General features: G+C 26.0%; 27 protein-coding genes. 5 read left to right on the top strand and 22 right to left on the bottom strand.

Annotation, left to right across the window (positions count from 1 at the left end):
* Position 1 precedes the first annotated feature (1 nt).
* The 5 genes from ACYQ44_RS00465 (at position 2) to ACYQ44_RS00445 (ending at position 8,366) form a co-directional block, all read left to right on the top strand.
* Positions 2-1,657, top strand: coding sequence for a uridine kinase family protein (locus tag ACYQ44_RS00465; protein WP_459994515.1), 1,656 nt, complete (start codon positions 2-4; stop codon positions 1,655-1,657).
* 62 nt (positions 1,658-1,719) lie between these two features.
* Entirely contained in the window at positions 1,720-2,940 is a 1,221-nt protein-coding gene (locus ACYQ44_RS00460) for a S41 family peptidase (protein WP_459994514.1), read from the top strand.
* A complete protein-coding gene (locus ACYQ44_RS00455; protein ID WP_459994513.1) occupies positions 2,941-3,636 on the top strand; it encodes a hypothetical protein in 696 nt (231 codons plus the stop codon). It abuts the gene before it with no gap.
* 429 nt (positions 3,637-4,065) lie between these two features.
* Positions 4,066-6,438: an efflux RND transporter permease subunit gene (locus ACYQ44_RS00450; protein ID WP_459994512.1), complete on the top strand. Its 2,373-nt coding sequence runs from the start codon at positions 4,066-4,068 to the stop codon at positions 6,436-6,438.
* 212 nt (positions 6,439-6,650) lie between these two features.
* Entirely contained in the window at positions 6,651-8,366 is a 1,716-nt protein-coding gene (locus tag ACYQ44_RS00445; protein ID WP_459994511.1) for a ligand-binding sensor domain-containing protein, read from the top strand.
* A 13-nt stretch (positions 8,367-8,379) separates the two neighbouring features.
* Here the strand turns inward: ACYQ44_RS00445 and ACYQ44_RS00440 are convergent, their stop codons facing one another.
* The 22 genes from ACYQ44_RS00440 to fusA form a co-directional block, all read right to left on the bottom strand.
* Positions 8,380-8,727: a (Fe-S)-binding protein gene (locus tag ACYQ44_RS00440; RefSeq protein ID WP_459994510.1), complete on the bottom strand. Its 348-nt coding sequence runs from the start codon at positions 8,725-8,727 to the stop codon at positions 8,380-8,382.
* A gap of 13 nt (positions 8,728-8,740) precedes the next feature.
* Entirely contained in the window at positions 8,741-9,316 is a 576-nt protein-coding gene (rsxA, locus tag ACYQ44_RS00435; RefSeq protein ID WP_459994509.1) for an electron transport complex subunit RsxA, read from the bottom strand.
* The gene (gene rsxE / locus ACYQ44_RS00430) at positions 9,313-9,930 is read right to left on the bottom strand and encodes an electron transport complex subunit RsxE (protein WP_459994508.1); all 618 of its coding nucleotides are present in this window, start codon (positions 9,928-9,930) and stop codon (positions 9,313-9,315) included. The genes rsxA and rsxE overlap by 4 nt, the downstream gene beginning before the upstream one ends.
* The gene (locus tag ACYQ44_RS00425) at positions 9,930-10,634 is read right to left on the bottom strand and encodes an RnfABCDGE type electron transport complex subunit G (protein WP_459994507.1); all 705 of its coding nucleotides are present in this window, start codon (positions 10,632-10,634) and stop codon (positions 9,930-9,932) included. Before ACYQ44_RS00425 ends, rsxE begins: the two co-directional genes overlap by 1 nt.
* A complete protein-coding gene (locus tag ACYQ44_RS00420; protein ID WP_459994506.1) occupies positions 10,631-11,614 on the bottom strand; it encodes an RnfABCDGE type electron transport complex subunit D in 984 nt (327 codons plus the stop codon). Before ACYQ44_RS00420 ends, ACYQ44_RS00425 begins: the two co-directional genes overlap by 4 nt.
* On the bottom strand, positions 11,611-12,939 hold the full coding sequence (gene rsxC, locus ACYQ44_RS00415; RefSeq protein WP_459994505.1) for an electron transport complex subunit RsxC: 1,329 nt from the start codon (positions 12,937-12,939) through the stop codon (positions 11,611-11,613). Before rsxC ends, ACYQ44_RS00420 begins: the two co-directional genes overlap by 4 nt.
* A 13-nt stretch (positions 12,940-12,952) precedes the next feature.
* Positions 12,953-13,837 (bottom strand): LipS2 family lipoyl synthase, encoded by an 885-nt coding sequence (gene lipS2 / locus ACYQ44_RS00410; protein WP_459994504.1) that lies wholly within the window; start codon positions 13,835-13,837, stop codon positions 12,953-12,955.
* Position 13,838: 1 nt separating this feature from the next.
* Positions 13,839-14,102: a hypothetical protein gene (locus tag ACYQ44_RS00405; protein WP_459994503.1), complete on the bottom strand. Its 264-nt coding sequence runs from the start codon at positions 14,100-14,102 to the stop codon at positions 13,839-13,841.
* On the bottom strand, positions 14,102-15,130 hold the full coding sequence (locus tag ACYQ44_RS00400) for a DUF4899 domain-containing protein (protein WP_459994502.1): 1,029 nt from the start codon (positions 15,128-15,130) through the stop codon (positions 14,102-14,104). The genes ACYQ44_RS00405 and ACYQ44_RS00400 overlap by 1 nt, the downstream gene beginning before the upstream one ends.
* A 16-nt stretch (positions 15,131-15,146) precedes the next feature.
* Positions 15,147-16,391 (bottom strand): glucose-1-phosphate adenylyltransferase, encoded by a 1,245-nt coding sequence (locus ACYQ44_RS00395; protein WP_459994501.1) that lies wholly within the window; start codon positions 16,389-16,391, stop codon positions 15,147-15,149.
* 11 nt (positions 16,392-16,402) lie between these two features.
* Entirely contained in the window at positions 16,403-17,515 is a 1,113-nt protein-coding gene (glgD, locus tag ACYQ44_RS00390) for a glucose-1-phosphate adenylyltransferase subunit GlgD (protein WP_459994500.1), read from the bottom strand.
* Positions 17,516-17,520: 5 nt separating this feature from the next.
* Positions 17,521-18,171: a hypothetical protein gene (locus tag ACYQ44_RS00385; protein WP_459994499.1), complete on the bottom strand. Its 651-nt coding sequence runs from the start codon at positions 18,169-18,171 to the stop codon at positions 17,521-17,523.
* A 4-nt stretch (positions 18,172-18,175) separates the two neighbouring features.
* Positions 18,176-19,342, bottom strand: coding sequence for a class I SAM-dependent rRNA methyltransferase (locus ACYQ44_RS00380; RefSeq protein WP_459994498.1), 1,167 nt, complete (start codon positions 19,340-19,342; stop codon positions 18,176-18,178).
* A complete protein-coding gene (gene ndk, locus ACYQ44_RS00375; protein WP_459994497.1) occupies positions 19,339-19,782 on the bottom strand; it encodes a nucleoside-diphosphate kinase in 444 nt (147 codons plus the stop codon). Before ndk ends, ACYQ44_RS00380 begins: the two co-directional genes overlap by 4 nt.
* Positions 19,782-20,408: an ABC transporter ATP-binding protein gene (locus ACYQ44_RS00370; RefSeq protein ID WP_459994496.1), complete on the bottom strand. Its 627-nt coding sequence runs from the start codon at positions 20,406-20,408 to the stop codon at positions 19,782-19,784. The genes ndk and ACYQ44_RS00370 overlap by 1 nt, the downstream gene beginning before the upstream one ends.
* Positions 20,401-21,474, bottom strand: a complete 1,074-nt coding sequence (locus ACYQ44_RS00365; protein ID WP_459994495.1) for an ABC transporter permease — start codon at positions 21,472-21,474, stop codon at positions 20,401-20,403. The genes ACYQ44_RS00370 and ACYQ44_RS00365 overlap by 8 nt, the downstream gene beginning before the upstream one ends.
* A complete protein-coding gene (locus ACYQ44_RS00360) occupies positions 21,471-22,655 on the bottom strand; it encodes an LCP family protein (RefSeq protein WP_459994494.1) in 1,185 nt (394 codons plus the stop codon). Before ACYQ44_RS00360 ends, ACYQ44_RS00365 begins: the two co-directional genes overlap by 4 nt.
* A gap of 4 nt (positions 22,656-22,659) precedes the next feature.
* Complete coding sequence (locus tag ACYQ44_RS00355; RefSeq protein ID WP_459994493.1) at positions 22,660-23,382, bottom strand: hypothetical protein; 723 nt, start codon at positions 23,380-23,382, stop codon at positions 22,660-22,662.
* A gap of 1 nt (position 23,383) precedes the next feature.
* On the bottom strand, positions 23,384-23,965 hold the full coding sequence (gene yqeK, locus ACYQ44_RS00350) for a bis(5'-nucleosyl)-tetraphosphatase (symmetrical) YqeK (RefSeq protein WP_459994492.1): 582 nt from the start codon (positions 23,963-23,965) through the stop codon (positions 23,384-23,386).
* An 11-nt stretch (positions 23,966-23,976) separates the two neighbouring features.
* Positions 23,977-24,258 (bottom strand): DUF503 family protein, encoded by a 282-nt coding sequence (locus tag ACYQ44_RS00345; RefSeq protein ID WP_459994491.1) that lies wholly within the window; start codon positions 24,256-24,258, stop codon positions 23,977-23,979.
* Positions 24,259-24,262: 4 nt separating this feature from the next.
* Positions 24,263-24,790 (bottom strand): cob(I)yrinic acid a,c-diamide adenosyltransferase, encoded by a 528-nt coding sequence (locus ACYQ44_RS00340; protein WP_459994490.1) that lies wholly within the window; start codon positions 24,788-24,790, stop codon positions 24,263-24,265.
* Between the two features lie 96 nt (positions 24,791-24,886).
* On the bottom strand, positions 24,887-26,971 hold the full coding sequence (fusA, locus tag ACYQ44_RS00335; RefSeq protein ID WP_459994489.1) for an elongation factor G: 2,085 nt from the start codon (positions 26,969-26,971) through the stop codon (positions 24,887-24,889).
* Between the last annotated feature and the right edge of the window lie 21 nt (positions 26,972-26,992).

Raw genomic sequence — 26,992 nt, 5'->3', positions numbered from 1 at the left:
TTTGAGATATGAGATAAAATTTAATGATAAAAGGTTTCACGTGGAAAAAGGCAAAAGATATATTGATATTGTAATAGATATTCAAAAAGATCATCCATTACCTATTTTAGCTATAAAACATAATAATAACATTAGGGAATTAAACAAATATATCGAAGATTCTGGTAGAATAGAACTTATTGATACCTCTACATTAGATGGTTTTAGAATTTATCAAAGAGGTGTATTATTTTTACTATATATGGCTTTAAAAGATTTATATCCTAAAGATAAATTATATGTACATCACACAATTGGTAATGGTTTATATTGTGAATTAAGAGATGGAAAACCTTCACAAAAAAAGCTTGAAAATTTAAAGAAAAAAATGTTAGAATATGTTGAAAAAGATATACCTTTTGATAAAAAAACTATTAATAAATTTAGAGCTATGACTATATTTAATAACGTTGATCTTAAAGATAAATCATCCTTATTTAAATATAGAAAAAAAGACAAAGTAAATATATATATATGTGATAAATATTTTAATTATTTTTATGGATATATGCCGCCATCAACTAAATATATAAATAAATTTGAACTAATAGATATCGATGACGGTTTTGTCATTTTACACCCTACACCTTCATCGCCCGACAAAGTACCCGAATATAAACATTATCCAAAATTATCTTATGCTTTTAATGAATATAAAGAGTGGTTAAAAATTCTTGAAGTTAGTACTGTTGGAGAATTAAATGAATTAATAACAAAAGGGCCACATGAAGTTGTTGAGTTAATTAGAGTATCAGAAGCATTACATGAAAAAAAATACGCTCAAATTGCTGATGAAATAATAAAAAGAAAAAATACAAAAATTGTTTTAATTGCTGGCCCATCATCTTCTGGAAAAACTACTTCTGCAAAAAGATTGGCTTTGCAATTAAAAGTTAATGGGTTAAAGCCTATTCCTATTTCTTTAGATGACTATTTTGTTGATAGGGAAAGAACCCCTAAAGATGAGAATGGAAATTATGATTTTGAATCAATATATGCCTTGGATCTCGATCTTTTCAATACTCATTTAACAAAATTATTAAATGGAGAAGAAATCGAATTACCTAAATTTGATTTTGTTCATGGAAAAAGTTTAAAAAGCGGTAAAAAAATAAAGCTTGAAAAAGATAATATTTTGATAATAGAAGGAATTCATGGTTTAAATGAAACTTTAACAGAAAGTATTTCCAAGGAATATAAATATAAAATTTATGTTAGCGCTCTTACTCAAATGAATTTAGATTCTATGAACAGAATAAATACAACTGATACTAGACTAATTAGAAGAATTGTTAGAGATTTTAAGTTTAGAGGTTACTCAGCGTTAAACACTTTAAAAATGTGGCCAAATGTGCGAAAAGGTGAAGAAAGGAATATTTTTCCTTATCAAGAAGAAGCGGATGTTATGTTTAATTCAAATTTAATTTATGAATTATCGGTATTAAAAATATTCGCTGAACCTTTACTTCTTTCAGTAGACAATTCGAATGAAGAATATTCTGAAGCAAAAAGATTATTAAAATTCCTTGATTATTTTTTACCTATTACAGAGTTAGAAGAAATTCCAAAAAAGTCTATTATAAGAGAATTTATAGGTAGAAGCACTTTTAAATACTAAAAAAATAATTTAATATAGGAAGGGAGAGATTGTTTTTGAATAAAAGAATTAAAAGCTTTATTGTGATTTTACTTATTATTTTATCTTTTGTTTTATTATGGGCAAATACAAATAATACCAAAGATGTAGAAAAACTTTATCTTGAAAAATTCCAAAACCCTATATACACCTTATTGTACTATATTAACAATATATATTATGAAAAAGATAATGTTGATTATGATAAAGTATTAGATTCTACATTAAAAGGATTGGTAGAAGGATTAAATGATCCATTTGCATGGTATTTAGATTCTCAGCAAGTTACAGAAAGTAAAATTGAAGAATCTGGAGAATATGGAGGGTTAGGAATCTTAGTAAGTTATGATTCAAAACTTGAAGCAATTAGAATAATTAGTCCTATGATTGGTACCCCTGCATATGAAGCGGGATTGCAAGCAGATGATTTAATAATAAGCGTTGATGGTTCTCCCGTTTCCGAAATTGGATATATTGGTGCAGTAAATAAAATGCGTGGAAAACCTGGTACTACTGTACAAATTGAAGTTTTTAGAGAAGGTTGGGAAGATACAAAAAAAATTACTCTTGTAAGAGCTAAAATTGAAACAGTTACTGCAAAATATAAAGTATTTAGCAGTGAAGATTATAAAATAGGCTATATAAAACTTACTAATTTTGCAGAAAAAAGCGCTTCTGAGATGCAAAAAGCACTAAAAGCTATTGAAAAAGAAAATGTAAAAGGGATTATTCTTGATTTAAGAAACAATCCAGGCGGTTTCTTAAACGTAGCTATAGATATAGCAAGTATGTTTATTAAGGATAAAAAAATTGTTACAGTAAGATACTTTGATGGTTCTGAAGAAGTTATTAATCCAAAAACATATGAACATTTTGATTTTTTAGATAAATTACCTATTGTATTATTGGTAAACAAATCTTCTGCTTCTGCATCAGAAATTTTAACTGGTGCTTTAAAAGATAATAATATTGCTACTGTTGTAGGAACAACTACATATGGAAAGGCAGCTGTCCAAAGACCTATTCCATTAGAAAATGGTGGAGAAGTCTGGTTGCCCATTGGACATTACTTTACTCCTAATGGAAATGATATTCATTTAAAAGGTATTGATCCTGATATTGTTGTTGAAAACCCTAAAAAAGAAATTAAAAATGTTGAGCAATTGCAAGCAAAAAACACAACAACTTTTGAAGCTGTTGTTGATTTGGAAAATGATTTACAATTATTAAAAGCTATTGAGGTTTTGAAGATGGGAGGAAAATAAATGAGAATATATGGAATGGTAATAGTCTTCTCTATTACCATTCTTTTATTAAGTGTAATAACATATTTTTTATTTGGAAATATCGAAACGCAAATCGTTGAAAGAGAACCAATGCCAACATATTCTACCCAAAATTACCATGAACAAATTAAAAATAATTTAATTTCTATACTTAATGAATCCAAAAATCTTTCTAGAATTTTTTTTGTTATTAAAGATTTAGGTGTTTTTGTTGGAAAAATAAATATAGACTATTCTACAAATCATGTATCCCTAGCTGTTATCAATACAGAAATTTTTCAAGAATTGAAAACTAATCTAAAATCTTTTGATTCCTCTTTAAAGGAATATCATGAAGAAATAAATTTTTATGGTCTTAAATTAAACAAATATATATCTTATTCAAAAAATTTTACTTTGGTAAATTATCCTACAATCGCTATAATTGACCTATCCAAACTATCTTTAGAAGAATTGAGTTTTTTAAAATTAAAGTATTTTGTTATGGATAACAATAACTATAAATCTTATTCTTTTAAAACTAAAATCTTAGAGAAATTAAAAAAAGAAAATGGAATTATATTGGACTATAATATTTTGAGTAAAGCAGGCGTTAAACCTTTATTGAATGTTTTTATGGAGCTTGGGATAAATGTAACTTATGATATGAAAATTTATACTGGAGGAATTCATTGATGTTTAATAATATTTTTAAGATCTTATTCACTCCTCATAAAATTAAAAATATCAAATATGATACTATCTTCATTGGTGTTATAATTTTATTTTATTTTTGGTTTTCACCTTTATTTAAATACATTTCTTTGCATACTTTTTTTATAAAAAGTATTATATTAATTTTTTTTATTTTTACTAATAATGTTTTAAGAGCTTTTTTTTATCCTATTAGAGATTTTAGAGTCATTTATCCTTATTATATGCTTTCTTTGTCTCCTATTCTTTTAATAGGATTTTTTTCTTTCTTTAAATATTATTTTTTTATACCTATAATTTGGATTGAATTATTAAAAGGATATAAGGACTTTAATAATAAAAACTTCCAATCTTTGATTTTTGGAACAATTATAGATTTTACTACGTATATTTTGTTATGGAGATGAAAGCATGAAAAAAAAATATTTATTAATTGCAGAATTTCTTACAAAAAATTACAAATTGCTATTAATAATTTTCTTTATACTTTCAATTGGAATAATTTATAATTTAAGAAATTTAAAAATAAATTCTGATCTTTTAGAATTGCTTCCTAAAGATGACCCTACTGTCATTTCTTTTAAAAATGAATCCAAACAACAATCTGAATCTGAAGTTATGATTGTAGCTTTTTATATAAATGAAAATACTGATTATAGAAAGCTTGCTCTTGATTTTTCTAATAGAATGAAAAATTTGTCTGAATTTAAAGATCTAGCAAAAACCGATGTATCTTTATTATTATCTTATGGATTTTTAAATGTATCAAATTCCAGCTTAATTGATGAATTAATGAGTAATTTAAAAAATACATTTAATGCATTTTCAAATATTAATCCTTATGATTTTAAATCTTTTGAATATATAAATACAACTTTATCTTTATTGAATAAACTTAATGATAGTTTTGAAAACTCAAAAGAATCTGATCCATTATTAGGATATTATACATTATCGCCAGATAAAAAAATTATGGTCATGGGAGTTACTTTTAAAGAACCAACCACAAATCTAATCTTTGTAAATTCAATCATTCCTAAAGTAAAAGAAGTACTTTCATCTATAAATAATGATTATAAAATCCGTACGGGTTTAACTGGAGCTTATATTTATTCATATGAAGCAAATAAAACTGTTTCTTTTGATTTCTCCATTACAACATATTTATCTATTTTATTGATAATAATTATCTTTTACTTAACTTTCGGAAATTTAACTACTACAATACTAGTTTTTTTAAATTTAATAATATCCGTCGGAATAACTTTAGGTTTATCAGCAATTGTTTTCAAACAACTTAATATACTAACTTCTTTTGTTGCTGCTATAACCTTGGGTTTAGGAATAGATTACGGTATTCATATCACTAGTCGTTTAATTACTGAATTTAAAGAAAGAAAAAATTATATAGAAGCGTTAGCTATTACATATGATTCTGTTCTAATCCCAATTATTTTTGGAGTATTAACTACAATATTTGTTTTTATTTCTTTAATTTTTATGAAACTTCCTGCTTTTACTGAAATGGCACTAATCAGTAGTATGGGGCTATTTGTCTTTGCATTAATCATGATTTTTTTAGCTCCTATTACTTTTTATCCCTTTAGAAGTATTATACTTAAAACCTATAAAGAAAATAAAATAAATTTATTCTTTCAAAAATTAGGATTTTGGATCCCTAAAAAAAGAAAAATTATCTTATCTTTTATAATATTATTTACAGCTTATTTTTCAATTTTTGGTTTAATTAATTTTTCAAACTTTTCATATACTCCACCTGGATTAGCACCTACAAATGCTGAAAGTTCTAAAGTATTTAATGATATTGCAAACCATTTTGGCACATCTGTATTTAATGAAATGCAATTTATTATTGGGATAAATGAAGACTCAACTAAAATTATAGAAGAATTAAAAAAATCTCCTTATGTATCCAAGGTTGAAAGTTATTTGGATATCTTGAAAAAACAATTAGGTGATTTTGAAAAATTAAAAATTAAAACTCAGGAAATTTCTGAGTTAGTTAATGACCCTTTTGCGGTTGCTGTTCTTAAAAAATATGGAATATATTCCGAAACATTAAAAATAATTGATTTAGCTACTAAATCAAGAAATGAAAAGGAATTTATATTAGGTATTACTGAATTAATTCCAGAAAATATGAGAAAAAATATTTTAATTAATAAAGAAAATAAAGAGTATTTTATAGTTTATGTAACTCCATCAATTGATTTGAACAAAAATAATGGAATGAAATATTTTTTTGATTCCCTATACAAATATATAAATAGATTTTTAGGTAATAAAAAAGCTCTATATAAATTGATGTATCTTATAGAAAGTAGATTTTATAATGTAATTTTATTTTCAATATTCATGATTGGGATTTTAACTTATTTATCTAGAAAATCTTTTAAAGAAACTTTTATTTCTATCATCGGGTTGCTTTTTGCTAATCTCATTACATTTGGTATTATTTACTTTTTTGATATTCATGCAACATTTTTAACAGTAATTTCACTTCCCTTAATATTTGGTATAGGTGTTGATGGATATATTCATATTTTTCACGCAATCGATGAAGATAAGGTTCATTATTGGCATACTTTAAAAGCCACTTCCTTATCTTTTTTGACTACAATATCATCTTTTATTACCTTTCAGCTATCAAGAGGTGAATTGCTTAAACAATTCAGTTTAACCATGGTTTTAGGGATTTTTATTGTATGGGTTATGACTGTTTTATTAATACCTGCACTTAAAAAAGGAATTTTACATAAATAGCTTTTTTGTTACGTTTGAAAATTCACAATTAATATTGACGTATTGAAAAGTAACATATATTTTTGTATACTATATTTGTAAAAAGAAAATCCCCCTATCCCCCCCTGAAATAGATGGATAGACATTTAGCGGATCCTTTGGATCCGTTTTTTTTATTGTGTGATATAATAAAAATAATGAATGTATTAAATATTCATTAGGGAGTGTTTTTTATGAATAAAATTTATAAACAACTTATAATATTATTCCTGACTATATCATTTTCTTTTTTCTTTTTTTCTTCATTAATAAGATATAGTGCAATATATTATAATAAAAAAAATGATTTATCAAGAATTAAAAATTACATAATTAATCTTGACAAAAATTTAAATGAAAATGTTTTTCATTATATCTTATATAATCATTTTATTTTTAAACCTTTTAAAATGTCTATTATTGATAAAAATAACAATATTATTTATTCTGATTTTGAAAATACAAATTTTTCTGACGATTTTTATTTTAAAATTATTAATATAAATAATGAAAATTATATATATATCTTTAATTTAAATGATTATATTAATTACATTAATAGTACTTTCTATTTAAGAGGAGCTATAAAATATAAAAATAAATTTTATCCAAATGTTGCTTTTGATATTTTCCAAGATAAATATGAATTTAAACATAATGACTTATTATTTTATTTTTTCCCAAGCATAGAATTCAAAAATTCTTTTTTAAATAATGTTTTTTTATTTATTATTTTTAATTCTATTTTATTTTTTCTACTCTTTTTATTGATGAAAAAACATTATAATTATATTATAAATGATATAAAAATATTGACTTCTTATTCACAAAAATCAGAACCTTTTGATACTAATTTGAATATAAAAGAAAGTTTATTACTGAAAGAAAATATTGATAATTTACATAAAACGATTGAAAGAAAAAATAACAAAATTTCTGAACAAAAAAAAATAATTGATAATCTGAAAATAAAAAACAAAGAATTAATTAATAATTTTATTTTTTCTATTAAAAACTCTCTTCAAAATTTAGTTGATATATTAACTGTTAATTTATCTAAAGAATTAGAAAAGAATACTATAATAAAAAATATTTCTGAATTAAATACTATAATAAACAAATTTGAAAATATTGAAATTATTGATAAAACTTTTTATGAAAAAGAGACCTTTGAATTTTTTGATATTTATTACTTTCATAAAGAAGTATTATACTTTTTATCATACTATTTAAATGAAAAAAATATTCGAATAATTGAAAATATACCTATTAACAATTCTTTTATCTTTTCTAATAAGGAAAAATTACATAAAATTTTATATGAATTACTACTCCTATTATTAAAAAATAAGGATAAAGGGAATATTGAAATTTCTTATAAAAAATCCATTATTTCAGAAAAAGATTTCCTGGAAATAAAAATAATTGATAAAAATAACACTTTCAATGATTATATTTTACTTTTAGATAAATCATTTGCTTTGGACTATAGCAATATTGAATCTTTCAATATTTTCTTAATTCAGAAATATTTAAAAGACTTAAATGGTAATATTTATTTAAATCAAATTGGTTCTGATGTTATAATAAAATTAGATATTCCTATAGATTATAATGATTTAATAAAAAATTATGATTTTAATAATCTAAAGAATTCTTATTTAACTAAACTTATTGAAGAAAAATATACTTTAAATCAAGCTAATGCTTATTTAAAGGAAATAATAGATATGTATATACAAATTTTAGATAATCCAGATGATAATAATGCAGAAAAATTACATAAACATTTATTAAAAAATAATTTTTATCTATTAAGAAATTGGATAGAGTATATTTTAAAAAATCCTAAAGATAAAAAAATTATTACTTTTAGAAAGATTTTAATAAAAAAACTAGGGAGCATTTAACTCCCTAGTTTTTTTAAAATTTTTCTTTTATTTTATCAGGATTTTCTTCTAGTTCTTCCCAAATTTTATTTAATTCATCATCTGACATCTTGGATAATTTTGTTAACTTTTCAGGAACTCCTTGCCTTTTTCCTGGCAAACAACCATCTGGCTTAACATCACCATTAACAAAGCCTTTTGCAAATCCAGAACACCCTGGATATCCACAAGCTCCACAATTTATACCAGGTAGTAAGTTTTCAGCAAAAACTACTCTAAGGTCTTCCTTAACTTCAAATTTTTTTTCCGCAAAGGCTAAAAACGAACCTGCAGAAAAACCTAGTATTGCAAGTAATATTACTGCATTGATAATTATTGACATTAGTATTCCTCCCTTATATTTTTATGAGACCTGAGAATCCCATAAAAGCCATTGATAATAAACCAGCAGTAATTAAAGCTATTGCAGTTCCTTTAAATGGTTCAGGAATATCATAATAGTCCATTCTTTCCCTAATTGCAGAGAAAATTATTAATGCCATAGCAAAACCAAATCCTGCACCCAATGCATTTATGATTGTTTCGACTAATGTAAAATTATTCATTACATTAATTAAAGCTAATCCTAAAATAGCACAATTCGTAGTAATCAATGGTAAGTAAATACCTAATGCTTCATATAAATTTGGTGAAACTTTTTTTATATAAAATTCTATAAATTGAACTAATGTTGCTATAACTAAGATAAATACTATTGTCGTTAAAAACTCCAATCCCATTTTTATTAACAATAAATTTAAAAACCATGTGATAACGCTGGATATAACCATAACAAAAATAACAGCCATTGACATACCTGAAGCAGAACTTATTTTTTTTGAAACACCTAAAAAAGGACATATCCCTAAAAATTTTGATAAAACAAAATTATTTACTAAAATTGCTGAAAGAAATATAAAAAATAGCTTCATTTCTTTTCACCAGCCTTTGCTTTATTTCTGTTATATATTCCAATGTAATTAAACATAGCCAACAACATTCCCAACACAAGAAAAGCTCCTGGTGGAAGAATCATAACATATAATTTCATTGCATCTCCCCAAATCGGCAATCCAAAAATCGTTCCATTTCCTAATAATTCTCTAACAGAACCTAATAATACTAAAGCGCCTGTAAATCCTAATCCCATACCTAGAGCATCATATATAGAATCTAATAATCCATTTTTAGAGGCAAAAGATTCAGCCCTTCCTAGAATAATACAATTAACAACTATCAATGGAATAAATAACCCTAGTGTTTTCCATAGTTCATACGTGTATCCGTGCATTAATAAATCTACCATTGTAACAAATGAAGCTATAACTACTATATAAATAGGAATCCTTATATTTTTAGGTACCCATTTTTTTATCAAAGATATAACAATATTAGACATAATTAAAACAGATAACGTAGCTAACCCCATACCTAAAGCATTTGTTGAATTTGTTGTTGTGGCGAGTGTCGGACACATACCTAATACTTGTATAAAAATTGGATTTTGTTGGAATAATCCTGCTTTTAAATTTTTTATATTAGCCATTATTGAATCACCCCTTTGGATTTGAGGTATTCAAACCCAGCGTTTATTGAATTTGCTACAGCTCTTGGAGTAATTGTTGCTCCCGTCATTACATCACTTGTTTGAATAATACCTTTTCCTTTTCCCTCTTTAATCTGTTCTGGAGTACTTAAAATAACTCCAGCATCTTTATTTACTTTAACACCATTAATTAATCCTTCATACGAAATAGGATAAAATCTTTCTTTTACTTTTTCTTCAGCTATATTTGCACCTAATCCTGGAGTTTCCTGAGAATATGAAATTACTTCCAAATTATTAAAATATATATTTTCATCTTTAACAAAAGAGACTACAGAAATAACTTCCCCACCAAATCCTATGCTTGATACCGTTAAAATGTATACATCTTTACCTTCTTTATTTGTATATTTATATACAGGAGAATAAACCTTTGAATTTGATGTAGAATAAAGAATTCCATTTTCACTCGAATCCCAGATAGCTTTTTCTAATTCCTTTGATGTTTTAGGTATCATATTTTCAGAAATCAATAACCCTTCTCCTCTTGAATTTTCCAAAACTTTTTTAATAGCCTTTAATTTTGCCTGTAACTCAGCATTATCAATTGCTGGTTTAGTTGATATATATACTAATGAGACTATAAAACCAGAAATCACTATAAATATCATTAATATTAATCCTGTTTTCATATATTCTTTCACTTTTTACCACCTCTTGTAGTTCCAAAAATACGTGGTTTAGCATAAATATCAATTAAAGGTACTAATGCATTCATAATTAATATTGAAAAAGATACCCCTTCTGGATATCCTCCAAAAAGTCTTATTGTCATTGTAATTAAGCCTAAACCCAACCCAAATATAACCTGTCCTTTTATTGTCATAGGACTAGTTACCATATCCGTTGCCATAAATAATGCACCTAACATTAAACCTCCTGCAAATATATGGAATAATGGAGACGCATATTTTGTTGGATCTGATAAGTAGAAAATAGAAGCAATTACAAATACTGTTGAAATATATGTTATAGGAATCCAAATTTTTATTCTTCCTCTAATAACTAAATATATAAATCCAATTATTAAAGCTAATGCACTAACTTCACCAATAGAACCAGGTATTGTTCCTATAAATAATGTTTTTAGATTTATTGTATAATCTGACCAATTTGATAATGCTGAAACACCTTTTTCTTTTAAAATAGCTAAAGGTGTAGCTGTTGTAATAACATCATACTTAAAATAAAATGGTTTATACCATGTTGTCATAGCTACAGGAAAGGATATTAACATAAATACTCTTCCCACTAAAGCTGGATTAAATACATTTTTACCTAATCCACCATATACATGTTTTCCCAATACTATTGCTGCAAATGTCCCAATGAGGATTTGCCACCAATTTACAGCTAAAGATAAATTCATAGCTAATAATAAACCTGTAACAGAAGCACTAAAATCTGGTTTGAAATCTTTTTGTTTTCTTAAAACCTTCATTATAAATAATTCCATAACTTCTGCCAATATCATTGTATATAACATTATCCATAACGCTTTTAATCCAAAAACCCATGTAGATACTATAACTGATGGAATGAGGGCGATTAACACATCAACCATAACTGATCTAACGCTATCTTTTGATCTTAAGTGAGGTGCTGCTGCAATATTCAACTTCATTTTTTTGCCCTCCCTTTTAAAGCTCTTGCAACTTTTTTACCAGTTTTAAATGTTTTTACAAGTTCTATACCTGCTGGACATGCAAATGAACATGAACCACATTCAATACAATCCATTAATCCGTATTCTAATGCTTTGTCATATTCTCTTTTTTCTACTTGCATTTTCAATAAATATGGCATTAAATTTATCGGACATACTTGAACACATTTAGAACACCTAATACATGGAAAAAGCTCTTTTTTAGGAGCTACTTCTTTTGTCATAACAGTTAAAGCATTATTTCCTTTAAATGTTGGTAATTCTATATTAGGTAATGGAATCCCCATCATAGGGCCACCATATAAGATCCTATCTATTTTTTCCTCTTCTACTAAACCAACGTGATTTAATAAGTCTTTAACTGATGTACCTATTCTATATATAAAATTACCAGGATTTTTCACTCCTTCTCCTGTTAGTGTTATACCTCTTTCTACCAAAGGTTTTCCTTTTTCAACGGCTTCAAAAATTGCATATGCTGTTGAAACATTAAAAACTACAGCTCCTACATCTAATGGTAACCCACCTGATGGAACCTCTTTCTTTGTTATTGCATAAATTAATTGTTTTTCAGCACCTTGTGGATATTTTGTTTTTAATACTTTAATTTCTATTGGTTCTCCATGAACTGCTTCTTTCATTTTTTCTATAGCCTCAGGTTTATTGCTTTCTATACCTATATAAGCTTTTTTAACACCTATTGCATTCATTATTATTTTTATACCCTTTACAATTTCTTTTGATCTTTCTAACATCATTCGATTATCAATTGTGATATATGGCTCACATTCTGCGGCATTGATAATTAAATGTTCTGCTTTTTTCCCTTCTGGAATAGACATTTTAACATGAGAAGGGAACATAGCTCCGCCCAACCCTACAATTCCAGCTTCTTTTACGATTTCTACAATTTCTTGTGAAGTTTTTTTAGAATAATCACCATGATTTGGAATTAAATCCCATTCATCTTCCCCTGTCCTCTGAATTACAATAACATCATTTTTAGTTCCTGTTGCTGCATTTGTCATTTTTACTATTTCTACTACTTCACCAGTAATAGATGAATGAATATTTGCTGATATAAAACCATTTGCTTCACCAATTTTTTGACCTGTTTTTACCTTTTGGCCAGGTTCTACAAGAATTTTTGCAGGTGCACCTATGTGATTTGTGGTGTAAATGTACACTTTCTCCGGTAATGGCAAAATCTTAATTTTTTTATGTTCTGCCAATTCCTTTTTTTCAGGTGGATGAACTCCTCCTTTAAACGTTAAAAGAGCCATTTCCTTCCTCCTTTCAGTTTTTCCTTTTGTGTGGTATATTATATAAAACTTTATTGGGTTTTTCATTATAATATGGTCTCGTACAATAACTACACCCACTTGTTTTTATTGCTTCTTCAACTGAAATTTCCATATCTGGTAATTTTACTAAGCTTCCATTTTTAAATGCAAAATCTGTTTTTTTTACATCATATTTTTCTATAATTTCTCTAGCAAATTGAATCTTTCTATATCTATCTATTGAAGGCGGTTCTCTATCTTCAAATTTCGTACCTTGAACTGGTGTAAATGCAAATAAAGATACTAAAATATTATATATTTTCATTTCAAGCATTAAATTTATCAAATCTTCATCACTTTCACCTAATCCTACAATAATATGAGTAGTTATTTTACCAGGATATTTTTTTGATGCCTCTATTAAAATGTTAAAGAGAGAGTTAAAACTCCCCCCTCTAATTTCAGAAAATAATTTTTTATTTGCTACATCTATTGAAATCCCCAAATTATCTATACCGTAATCAAATATTCTATCTATCTCATCTAAATTTTTAGGTCTTAAAGAAACTGCTTTTAATACATTAATTTCTTTGATAGATTCTAAAAATTTATTTAAATCTTCGAAATAATTTTTAGAATTCACAACCTGAATACATAATCTTTTAAAAGGGTTACTCTCATTAATCTTTTTAACAAAATCTTCTAATGAATACTCCGGCCATTTTATTCTAGATAAATAATCTATATTTGAATTAGCTTCTCTTGCTTGAGCACAAAAATTGCAATTATAAATACATTTTTCTCCTAACATTAAATAAGCTGTTGGCATTTCAAAATTTATTTTTCCTCTTTTTAATCCAAGTAATATAGCAGTAGCATAAGATAATTTTAATTTCATTTTATTCCTCCTGAATAATTACTCCTTCAATTGAATTATTAAAAATTACTTTTATTAATGTTGCTGTATTTGTTGAATATATTATATTTTTTGAATATTCTTTGTTTTTGTACATTCTTTCTGTCTCATTAATTAAATTTAGTTCATTTCTGAATGCAATGTTTCTATATATAAAATTTTTATATATGTAATTTACCATAAATAAGTTAAATACAATGCCTATAATTATTAAAGAAAATATTAAAATTAAAGAATATATTTTCATCAAAACACCCCAAACCACATTCCAAGTAAAATAGCACCTATTATTAATCCTATTGATAAACCAAAAATTATAAGAATATCGCTACTCCTTACCTTATTTTCTGGTAAATTTGCCTCTCTTTTTAATCCTGCTATAGAATCTTTTAATATATCTCCTATTATTTTATCTTCTGGCGGATTGGCGTATTCTTCTCTTTTTTTGTGCATTTCTTCTATTTTATTACTATCAACCATCATTTTTAAATTTTTTGAAATTACAGTTTTTCCAGTTATTCCACCACCTAAATCAACTTTAATAAAAAAATAATCGGTATCTGGTATTAACTCTTTAGCAATCAATTTTGACTCTATTGGTAATATATTTTTATTATTTTCATCAAATTTATCAGGGTATTGTTCTTTTAATTTATTTATATTTGATGGTTCAACAGGGTCTATTATTAATGTATAAATAGGATCTCCTACATCAAGATTGTTTACCGTCAATCCATTCAACGGATCTGTTAATGGTAATACTTCGGGAGATGATTGAACATCTATCCTGCTAAGATAAGACTTTTCTTTTTCACTAAAACTTCTATGTTGTGTCATCAACCAAACTAAATCTTGATAAGTTAATTTCTCAGCTACTATTCTTAAATTAATTTCTCCTTCCCATTCTTCAAATATTTCTGATAATATCGCTTTAATTACAGCAACATCTGATTCTCTAACTCCAAGAAACATTTTTGCATTTATTATTTCTGGACCGTATCTTTTTATAGTAGCTTGTACAAAAGCTAAAAATTGTTTATTTAAATCCAACACAGTTGAATCTTTTATTGCTTTATAATATAATTCTTCTAATTCTGATTTATATTCAATATAAGATAAATTTATATCTGGTAATTCAAATTTTGGAAGCTTTGACTTTGGAATTGATAAAACCTTATATTCTGGTTTTCCTTTTTGCTTTCCAAACATATAACCAACAATAACCTCAGCTGTTAAAGATGAGGTCGCAAAAAATTTTACTACATAAAAATCCATATATATTCCCCCCTATTTATATTACATAACCTCCAGAAGGAATATCTTCTGATATGTTTGTAATATAATTACCTACAATAACATTTTTCCCAATGTTTATATTAGCAGGTATTTTTACATTGAATCCTATTAAAGTAATATCCGCATTATATACTTTGTTATTATATTTATTTTCACTAAACTCTCCCACTCCAATTTTTACATTTTCACCTATTTCAGAATTCTCACATATTATTGCTTTTTCAATATATGCACCTTTTTTTATTATGGTATTATTCATTATTACAGAATCCTTAATAATAGCTCCCTCTTCAATTATTACACCTTGAAATATTACTGAATTTTTTACATCACCATATACTTCGCATCCTTCACTCACTAAGGATCCTATTAATTTTGAATTTTCTGATATAAAAGCAGGAGGTAACTCTTCTGATTGTGTAAAAATTTTCCAATTTTTATCATGTAAATTTAATAATGGCATAGGTCCCAGTAATTCGAGATTAGATTCCCAGTAAGATTGAAGTGTTCCAACGTCTCTCCAATATCCTTCATAATTAAAAGCATATAATTTTTCATTTTCTTCCAACATTTTAGGAATTATATTTTTACCAAAATCATGTTCAGAACTAATATCTTTAGAATCCTCTATTAATAATTTTTTTAAAGTAGACCATGTGAAAACATAAATTCCTAAGGAAGCTAAGTTCCCTCGAGGTTTTTTTGGTTTTTCTTGAAACTCTACCACTCTATTGAAAGAATCAGTAACCATTATTCCAAATCTGTGAGCTTCGTTAATAGGAACCTCCATGCATGCAATTGTAACATTTGCACCTTTTTCTATATGAAAATCTATCATTTCATTATAATCCATCTTATATATATGATCACCAGATAAAATAACAACAAAATCCGGATTATAAGAATCTACGTATTCTATATTTTGAAATATAGCATCTGCTGTACCCTGATACCATGACTGATCTTTATTACTTACATATGGAGGTAAAATTGTCAATCCACCAGATTTTATATCTAAATCCCACGGTTTCCCTATTCCTAAATGTTTATTTAAAACATGTGGTCTATATTGTGTTAATACTCCTACATTATATATGCCAGAATTAACACAATTACTTAAAGCAAAATCTATTATCCTATATTTTCCACCATATGGAACTGCAGGTTTTGCTAAATATTCTGTGATAGCTCCTAATCTTGTTCCTTGACCACCTGCTAATATTAAAGCTACAACGTTCATATTTATCCCCCCTATATAATCGTGCCTTTTTCTATTACTAAAATATTATTTTCACCTACTATTTTCTTACCTTCTCTTACTTCACAATCTTTATCAATAATAACATTTTTTATCACACTGCCTTCTGATATAATCGTATCTTGTAATACTATTGAGTTTTCGATTACTGCTCCTGCTTTTACTATAACCCCTCTAGAAATTATGGAATTTTTTACTGTTCCATTAACTATTGCCCCATCTGCAATAAAAGCATTACAGATATTAGCATTTATATTTATTTTTGGTGGAGCATAATCCTTTAATTTAGTATATATTTTTTTATTATAAAATAATTCTTTTCTAACATCATTTTTTAAAATATCCATATTAGTATCATAATATGTTTTTATAGATTTTTTTATATTTCTCCAATATCCTTTAAAATCATATGAATATACTCTTAACTTTTCAAGATTAGGTATAATAATATCATGAACAAGATCCTTTCCACCATTAGGAATAGAAGTATATAATAATTCTATTAATAATGACTTATTTATAAAATATACTCCTAATGATATTCTGTTTGATTTTTTTTCTTTAGGCTTTTCATGAAATTCTTGTATTTTACCTTCAGAATTTGTAATTACTTGTCCATAAGTATTTATTAGTTCATCATCCTCTACTTTCTTTGTTAGAATTGTAATATCTGCCGCATTAGATAGATGATAATGATATAATTTAGTAAAATCAAAATTATATATATGATCTCCAGAACCTATCAAAACAAAATCTTCATCGCCTCTTCTTAATAGAGTCATATTTTGGAATATAGCATCTGCTGTGCCTTTATAAACTGGGATTTCTTCTTTGCTTCTTGAATATGGCTGTAAAATAAATAATCCGCCCGTTTTTCTATCTAAATCCCATTCTTTTCCGCTTCCTAAATGGTCCATTAAACTTCTTGGGTAATATTGTGTCAATACTCCAACCTTTTTTATTTTTGAATTAACAAAATTACTTAAAGTAAAATCAATAGCTCTATATTTCCCAAAAACCGGTACAGCAGCACTTGCTCGTTTTTTTGTAAGGTCTTTTATACCACTTTTTGATGATCCTGCCAAAATTAATCCTAATACTTTCATTTTTTTCAATCCCCCTTAAGTGTTAACAAGAATATTTCTTGTAAATGACTTAACTTATCTATGTCTTTTTCTTCAATCTTTGGAAATAAATATGTATAATCTCTTCCTAATAATTTTAATATTTTAGATACTATTTTTTCTTTAAAATATGGAAACTCAAATAATAATTTTAAGTTTTTGATCATTTTTTTATAAGCATATTCGTAACTGATATCAAAAATTTTTAATTCTTTTTTTAGAATAGTATTAAATTCTTTTGATATTATTTTTATATTTTCATTTTTTAAAATTTTCCACCATTTATTTTCTATAAAATGAATTCCAAAAAATTTTATAGAAAGAATTTCATCAAAATTATATTCAAATTTTGTATGAAGAATTGGATCTAAATAATAAGAATTAATTATATGATGTAGCTTTTCATCTAACTCCATATGAGAAATGAATCCATAATAAAAACTTTCTGGAAAGTTTTTCATTAATTCTTTATAATCATTAATACTTAGTTTATGCAATTCATCACCAATTTTCTTGTATTTTTCTTCATTAGCATAAAAAAATACATCTGGTCCCTGCGCACCTAAATACAATTCAGGACCCCAATATTCTTGAGTGTATTTCATAGAATAAATTATATGGGCTAATATACTGGGCATATGCTCACCTCAAAATTCTTATCCACAAACATTTTAAATATAAACTTTCTGGAATTTGTAATATCCACGGATGATCGTTTGATTGGGTTATAATATCTAGATTTTGCAACATTATCCCCTCATTTTCAACACTTCTTCTTAATGATTCTATTAATAATGTAATATCAGCTTGATACGCACAACTACATAAACTTAATATTCCAAAGTTTCTTAATTTCTTAATTCCTAATTCTGATATTTTCTTAAATATTTGAACTCCTTTAAATCGCTCCGATTTCTTCTTTATTAATGATGGTGGATCTAGCATCATTAAACTATACTTAACATCTATTTCGTTTAAAAATTTTTCAACATCTCCATAAATAATTTCTATTTTTTCAGAAACTCCATTTAATTTTGCATTTTCTTTTAATAATTCCAGTGCATATTCATCTTTATCAACAGCAGTTACTTTTTTAGCACCATATTTTGCCATATTTAACGCAAAACCACCTGTATAGGAATATGCATCTAAACCTATAGCTTCTTTAGAAAATTGCCTGATATAAATTCTATTTTTTCTTTGATCAAAGAAAAAACCTGTTTTTTGCCCATTTTTTATATCAACAATATATTTAATCCCTTCTTCTTCAATTATGAAATTATCAGGAGGTTCTATTCCATATAATAAACCTGTATTTCTTTCTAAATTTTCTTTTGATGAAGTTTCAAAATCACTTCTTTCATATATGCCTTTTATGTCTTTTTCAAATGTATTTAATAAAGCTTCTATTATTTCTGATTTTTTATTTTCTATTCCTTTATTTCTAAATTGAATAACCAAAAATTTCTCGTATTTATCGATTATTAATCCAGGAATTCCATCAGCCTCTGCATGAAAAAAACGATATGAATTGCCAAAATTTTTTCTTAAATTCAAAGCTCTTATAAATTTTTTATAAAAAAATTCTTTATCTATATCTTCATCCTCTGTAGAAAGAATCTTTACCGATATATTTGATGATTTTGAAAATATACCTTTACCTATAAATTCATAATTATATGAGAACACATTACAAAGATTTCCATCTATCTGTTCTCCTGTAACTTCTAATATTTCATCTTTAAATATCCATAAATAGCCATTTTTTATTTTTTTCTCTTTTCCTTTTTTTAATTTAACTATAATCATAAATCGTCTTGCACATCCAATCTATATTCAATTATTTCATCTTCAGAAAAAAAGATTTTCATTTCTCTTAATGCATTTTCATAAGAATCAGATGCATGAACTATATTTTTTGTAACGCTCATACCAAACTCCCCTCTTATACTTCCAGGTGAGGCTTTTAAAGGATCTGTATTTCCAATAATATGCCTTACCATTTCAACAACTCTTGGGCCTTCTAAAACCATTACTACAACAGGACCAGATAATACAAAATTAATTAAATCATTATAAAAAGATTTCCCTTCATGTTCTTTATATAATTCTTTGGCCTGTTCTTTTGTTGGACATATCATCTTCATTGCTACTATCTTTATACCTCTTCTTTCCAATCTGCTTATTACTTCTCCCACCAAACCTCTTCTAACTGTGTTCGGCTTCAAAAATAAAAATTCTCTTTCCATTAGAATTCCCCCTTTATTTCTCCATCATTTAATAAAATGGCTTTATCACAAAAATCTAATAATTCTTTTTCATGTGAAACTACTACAATGGTTTTATTATATTGAATCAAATTTTTAAACAATTGAAAGACAATTAATTTATTTTCTGAATCCAAACTTCCTGTAGGTTCATCTGCCAAAATAATCTTCACTTCACCTACTACTGCTCTTAATATACTTGCTCTTTGTTTTTCACCACCTGAAATCTCTTCAGGATATTTATCTAAAATTTTAGTAATACCTAAAATCTCAGAATATTGCTTTATTTCTTTAATATTCTCTTGTTTTCTCCTTATAAATTGAGCTAATAATGCATTTTCTAAAACAGTCAATTCGTTTATTAAATTGAAAAATTGAAAAACAAATCCTATATTTTTTTTTACATCATTAAAGTTATATAATATTTTTCCTTTTGATGGGGTTAGAATATTTCCCATTAAAAATAATAATGTACTTTTTCCACTTCCAGAATGACCATAAATACCATAAAATTTATTTTTGTTTATTTCCATATTTATGTTTTTCAATATAGTTTCTTTTTTGTTATATGAAAAGGAAACATTTTGAATAGATATTAGATTATTCACTATGTAACACCTCTACAGGTTCAAAAGATAACATCTTTCTAGAAGACATCATAGAAAAAAGAAAAGATAACAAAATAATAAATAAGAAACTAAAAATAAAATCATTAACAGACAAGTAAAAAGGTATACTGTCTATATAAAAAACTCCAGATGGTATATTTATATCAATTTTTTTTAATATAAATATAGTAATTAATGCACTAAGGATTCCTATTAAATATCCACTTAAAGCTACTATTAAACTTTCCAAAATAAAAATAAGAGAAATTTTATTTCTTTTCATCCCCATAGAATATAATATCCCTATTTCTTTTTTTCTAACAAAAATAGAGTACATAACAGAATTAGATATACTAAAACCACTCATTAAAACTACAAAAAAGGTTATTATAATAGCAAAATATGAATCTATTTCAACTGCTTTAGCAAAATTTTCATTTTGTTCTTCCCATGTCGTTGATATATAATCATTTAGATATTTATTCTTTAGTTCTTTTGCTTTCTTGGGATTTTCCAAATAAATTCCTGTATAATTTAAATCTTCATTTTGTTCTTTTTTTACTATAAAAGATGAATCTATAATATATATTCCAGAATGAAAAACTCCAGTAATCAATATCTTTTTCAATTTTATCTTATTTTCATTAGATGTATAGAATATATTTATGTAATCACCAGGTTTTAGAGATAATGTTTCAGCCATTACATTCCCAATTATGCTTCCTGTAATATCTCCCTCAATAAGCAATTTTTTATAATAATCAAGATCACTTATTTCCCAATATGTTGCACCTATTCGTTTATTATCTTTATTAAAAAATGCTGTGTATGGTGAAAACTCTATTTTAAATATTTCTTCTTCAAACTTTTTTTCAAACTTATCATAAATTATAATATGTGGATAAAAAGAAGTTAATGAATCTATCAGAGTTTTATCGAATCCTTTAATAACTGATATAACAACAATCATACCCCAAACCCCTATAAATATAGAAAGAAAAGGAAATAAAAAATGTTTTCTGTTTTTTTTCAAAAAACCTTTTATTAAGAGAAAAATTTCTTTCATACATTACTCCCCACTAACATAATAATATCAGAATTTAATGTGTTATAATAATTATCACTTAAAAACTTTATTATAGCAAAATATAAATCCGGATTTTCTCTTGGATCAATTAATTCAAAGGCTAATTCAGAATATCTTTTTTTTATTTCACTTAATATTTCTCCTTCATATGTTTTATTTTTTATTATTAAATAAGATTTGTTTTTTTCAATACCATTAATATTAGGTATAATATCCACAATTTCTATTAAATATCCCAAGGAATTTTTCCATTTATTTCTACTAACGGTATAAAAGCTTAATTTAAAATTCGTCATATTATTAATTAAAGTTATCCATATTTTTTCTTTTTCTTTGGGTTCCTCGAAGTTAACAAGGTAATTGTTTATGTATTTTATTTTAGAATTATCTAATTTTACATAATTCCCAACTACCTCTATTGGTAAAGATAAAAAAGTTATTGAAGATTTCTTAGACTCTAAAAATAAAGAAAATAATTTTTTAAAATCAAAAGAATTTATAGTTCTATCTAATACTTTGGCTATAGAATTAAAAATTTTTGATATTCCTGAATTTTTAGCTGTATTCATTAGCGCAAACAATACATCTTTTTGGCGTTGTATTCTTCCTAGATCTCCAAGAGCATCATGTCTAAATCTTGCATAATACAATAATTCTTCCCCATTCAAATAATTATACCCTTGTCTAAAATTTATATGAAGATTTTGATGAAAATCTTCATAATACATATCCTTTGAAACATATATTTTTACAGGCGCATAAATATCTCCAATTTCTTTAAACAGACCATAATCAAAGATTAAATAATCTGAAACTTTTACCTTTAAGAGATTTTGTATTATTTCCTGAAGTTTTTCTATACCATACTTAACGTATACAGCATTTATTCTAATAGTCTCATTTTCTACTTTTACTAATAAGTCTCTTGGGATAGGTAATACAAGAATTTTACTCTTTTTTCCTGTTACCCCTACTAACAAAATAGAATCTGTTCTAGATACTTTTTCATTTACATTTGTGGTATCCATGCCTAAAACTAAAAAATAATATGGATCTGGTAATTTTTCCATCTTTATGTATGTATTAAAGAAGGGGAAAATCATAGACATTATTACTATTAAAGAAAAAATAATGCCTATTATATACATTAAAAATTTCATTTAATCACTCCAAAATTGTTTTTAATGTTTCTAATACTGTTTTATCTACATAATTTCTCTCCATTTTCTGTTTTAAATCAGGTAAAGTTATAACTACAGGCTTTGAAAGTAATGTTTTTATTTCTAATTTGTCATAACTTGTTATTGAATACGTTGAAAAAGCTTGTAATAAAGCAAAAGCTCCATTATAAGATAAATTTGTATTTCCATATTTTCTTACCTCGTTTATTAATTTATTTGCAGTTAAAATATCCATAATTCCAGATTTTCTAATTCTTAAGTATTCAAAAACATCATCAATTGTGGTTCCATTCCCCTTTATAATAGATAAAAACGAAGAAACCCCATCGCTTTTCAATATAAAGTGATATTTCATAGTAGAAGGATTAACATCAAACATTTGCTCAAAATTTGTCAAAGCTTCCTCAGGTTTTAAAGAATCAATGTATAAGCTTTTTTCTGAATAAAAAATATTATCAGGACTTTTTACAATAAAAACTTTCCTAGATTGATTTTTTACCCTAATAAAATATAGTTCTGTACCTTGTGGCATTTCATATGTAATTAAATAACTAACAGCCTCAGCTTTTAATTCGGTTGAATTTTTTAAATTATTATAAAAATAAAAAATTCCTCCTATAATAATTATAATTATAGTAAATAACAAAACCCATATCCATTTCCCAGATGTTCTTCTTGTATTACCAACTTGAATTCTTGTCGCCATTTTAATTCACCTCCAACTTTTTTCTAGATAAAATATAATTCCAGGATTCTACTGTTTCTAAAATCAAAAAATGATTTCTTTTTATTGCATATAAAATCTTATTCTTTAGTATCTCCTCATATGCTTTATTAATATCATATTCGGCTAATTTTCTAAAATAATCTATATTTTCATAAACTCTAGTTGGTTCAATAGAATCAGCTATAAATAGTATTTTTCCAAGGGTATCAAAATATTTATATCCACTCGTATGATAATATATAGCTTTATAAATATCATCAGGTATATCATACCTCATTTTTAAATATTCAGCAGCAATTTTTCCATGTAATAAAATTGGATGATTTTTTTCTATTTCAGAAATTTTTATTCCATAAAATCTAGCAATTTTTAAAAATTTATATGGTTTAACTTCTCTAAAAAGGTCGTGCCCCAATGCAGCCAATTCAGCTTTCCTTTCATCTATTTTATATTTATTAGCCAATATTTTAGTAGTATATGCTACTCCCATTATATGTTTTAATCTATGTTCTGATATCATTTTTTTTAGTATTTCTTTTATTTCAACTATAATTTTTTCCAAAATTTTCACCTCTATATTATCTCATAATTTGATGTTAAAATATGAAGTCCATACTTATATTCTATTTCTTCTTCAATTTCTTCAAAAAAACTCAATAAAAAATCAGTATTTTGAGACAATGTAACTAATGTTATTTCAAATATTTTTTTACTATCTTGAAAGCCGCTTTCTGAAATTGCTAAATTATATTTTCTTCTAAAATCATTTATAATTTTTTTTATAATACTTCTTTTTTCTTTTAAAGATTTTATATTAACCAATTCCACTTGGTAAAAAGCTATTAATATTCTCATTAAATCACCATTTTTTGTATTCTATTTTATCTAATAAATATTCTTCAAACCTAGCCATTATATATAGTAAATCAGACAGTCGATTAACATATTTCTTTAAATATTCATTTACACTTTCATGCTTTGACAATGAAGTTATTCTCCTCTCTGCTCTTCTAGCAATGGTTCTACAAATATCTAATTTTGCCGATTGTAATGTATTACCTGTTATTACAAACCCTTTTAATTGAATTATGTTTTCAAAAAAATTAACATATTTTGTTAGTCTATCAACATCATCTTTTTTAATTGGTTTAACAAAAACTTTTCCTTTAGATGCTAATTCACCTGCAACTCTAAATAAATCATTTTGTATTTCATCTATTATATTTTTTACTTTATATGATTTTACATAATGTTTTGCTTCGCCTAAAAAAGAAGACAATTCATCTATTGTTCCATAAGATTCAACTCTTATATCATCTTTATCTATTCTTTCTCCTGACCATAAGCTTGTTTTGCCTTTATCTCCTCCACCAGTACTTATTGACATAAATAATCCTCCTTTTCTCTGTTTATTTTATTATACCATTTTTTAGTGACTTTTTACGAAATTTTTATAAAAAGAGCAGTTGCAAAATGCAACTGCTTACTCTTGTTCTTCTTTTTCTCTTTGTCTTTCTTGTATAATCTTTTGCTGAATATCTGGCGTAACTTCTTGATATGTAGAGAATTTCATTGTGAAATAACCTTTTCCACTTGTTATTGAACTTAGTCTTGGAGAAAAGTCTAACATTTCTGCAAGAGGTATTTCAGCATCTATTTTATCCATTCCTCTTCCTAATGATTCCATTCCCATTGGCCTTCCTCTTTTGGAAGATATTTCTCCCATAACATCTCCTGTGTATTCAGTTGGTGTATAGACTTCTACTTTCATTACAGGTTCTAATATCACTGGATTTGCGTTTTTCATTCCATCTTTAAAAGCTTGTCTTGCTGCAATTTGGAAAGCAATATCAGATGAATCAACATCATGATACGAACCATCAAATAAAGTAACCTTAATATCTACAACTGGATATTCTGCAACTACACCTTTTTTCATTGCTTCTTTTATTCCTTTATCTACTGAAGGAATAAAATTCTTTGGTATTACACCACCAACAATTTTGTCAACAAATTCATAACCTTCCCCTCTTGGTAATGGTTCAATTTCTATTTTTACATGTCCATATTGTCCATGACCACCTGTTTGTTTTTTATGTTTATATTCTGCCACTACTTTTCTTCGAATTGTTTCTCTATAAGCTATTTTTGGTTTACCTACTTCAACATTAACCTTAAATGTTTTCTTTAATCTTTCAATCATTATTTCTAAATGGGTTGTCCCTAAACCTGAAACTATAGTTTCTCCCGTTTCAGCATCAAATTCCCAAGAGAAAGTTGGATCAGATTCTTGTAATTTTGAAAGTGCGTTATTAACTTTATCTATTTCGTTTTTCGATGCAGTTTTTACAGATTTTGATATCATAGGTTCTGGGAATTCTGGAACTTCAATTTTAATTAATCTTGAAGAATGTGCAACGGTATCATTTATTTTACTCTTCTTTAACTTTGGAACAACAATAACATCTCCTGCAGAAGCTTCTGATATTTCCTCATTTTTATCAAATCTAGGTATATATATATGTGAAACTTTTTCATTTGAATCTTCTTGGACTTCTACAAAAGTGTCCCCTGGTTTTAATGTACCTGCTAAGATTCTTATATATGTTAATTTACCAACAAATGGATCTACTGCATTTTTAACTACTAATCCTACAAATGGTTCCTCTTCTTTTCCTTCTACCTCAAACTCTTTATCTTCTATATTTCCTTTGAAAATTCTTTCTGTAGGATACATTCCAACTAATCTAATCATCTCCATGAATCTATCTAAACCTATATTTTTTTCAGCTGACCCTACTAATATAGGAACTACTTCATCACTTTCAAAGGCTTGATGTAATGCTTTAAATACATTATCTGGATTTAATGCTTCTTCTCCTTCTTCCAAATATTTTTCCATCATTTCTTCATTTGTTTCTACTACATCTTCAATTAATTCTTGGTGATATGCTCCATAATATTCTTTGGCATTTTCAGGAATTTTTTCAATTTTTGTATCTTTACCACTTTGATCCATTTCATATTCAAAAGCTTCATGCGTAATTAAATTTATAATTCCTTTAAAATCAGGACCTTCACCAATTGGAACTTGTAACGGAACAACTTTTACTCCATCTTCAAAATTTTCTTTTAAAGAATTAACTAAATTTCTAAAATTTACTCCTTCTTTATCCATTTGATTTATAAATATAAATACTGGTTTTTTATTTTCACGTGCAATTTTCCATATTCTTTCAGTAGTTACTTCTATACCAGAACTAGCATTTACAACTAATACAACATTATCTACTGCATTAACAGCTACATCTATATCTCCTAAAAAATCTGCCATTCCCGGTGTATCAAAAAAATAAAATCTTGAATCTTTGTAATCTACAGCTGTAATATGATTCGAAAATGTGGATCCTTTTTCTTTTTCTATATCTTCAGAATCCAAATATCTCTGACCTATTCTATCTGCTCCACAATAGTTTTTTAAAACTGCATCCATCAATGTGGTCTTCCCACATCCATGATGCCCAAAGAGCCCCACTATCCTTTTTTTATCTGGTTTAATATTAGCCATAATAATACACCCCCACTGTTA

The sequence above is a fragment of the Marinitoga arctica genome (assembly GCF_054657315.1).
This window is presented reverse-complemented; position numbering and strand designations above follow the sequence as displayed.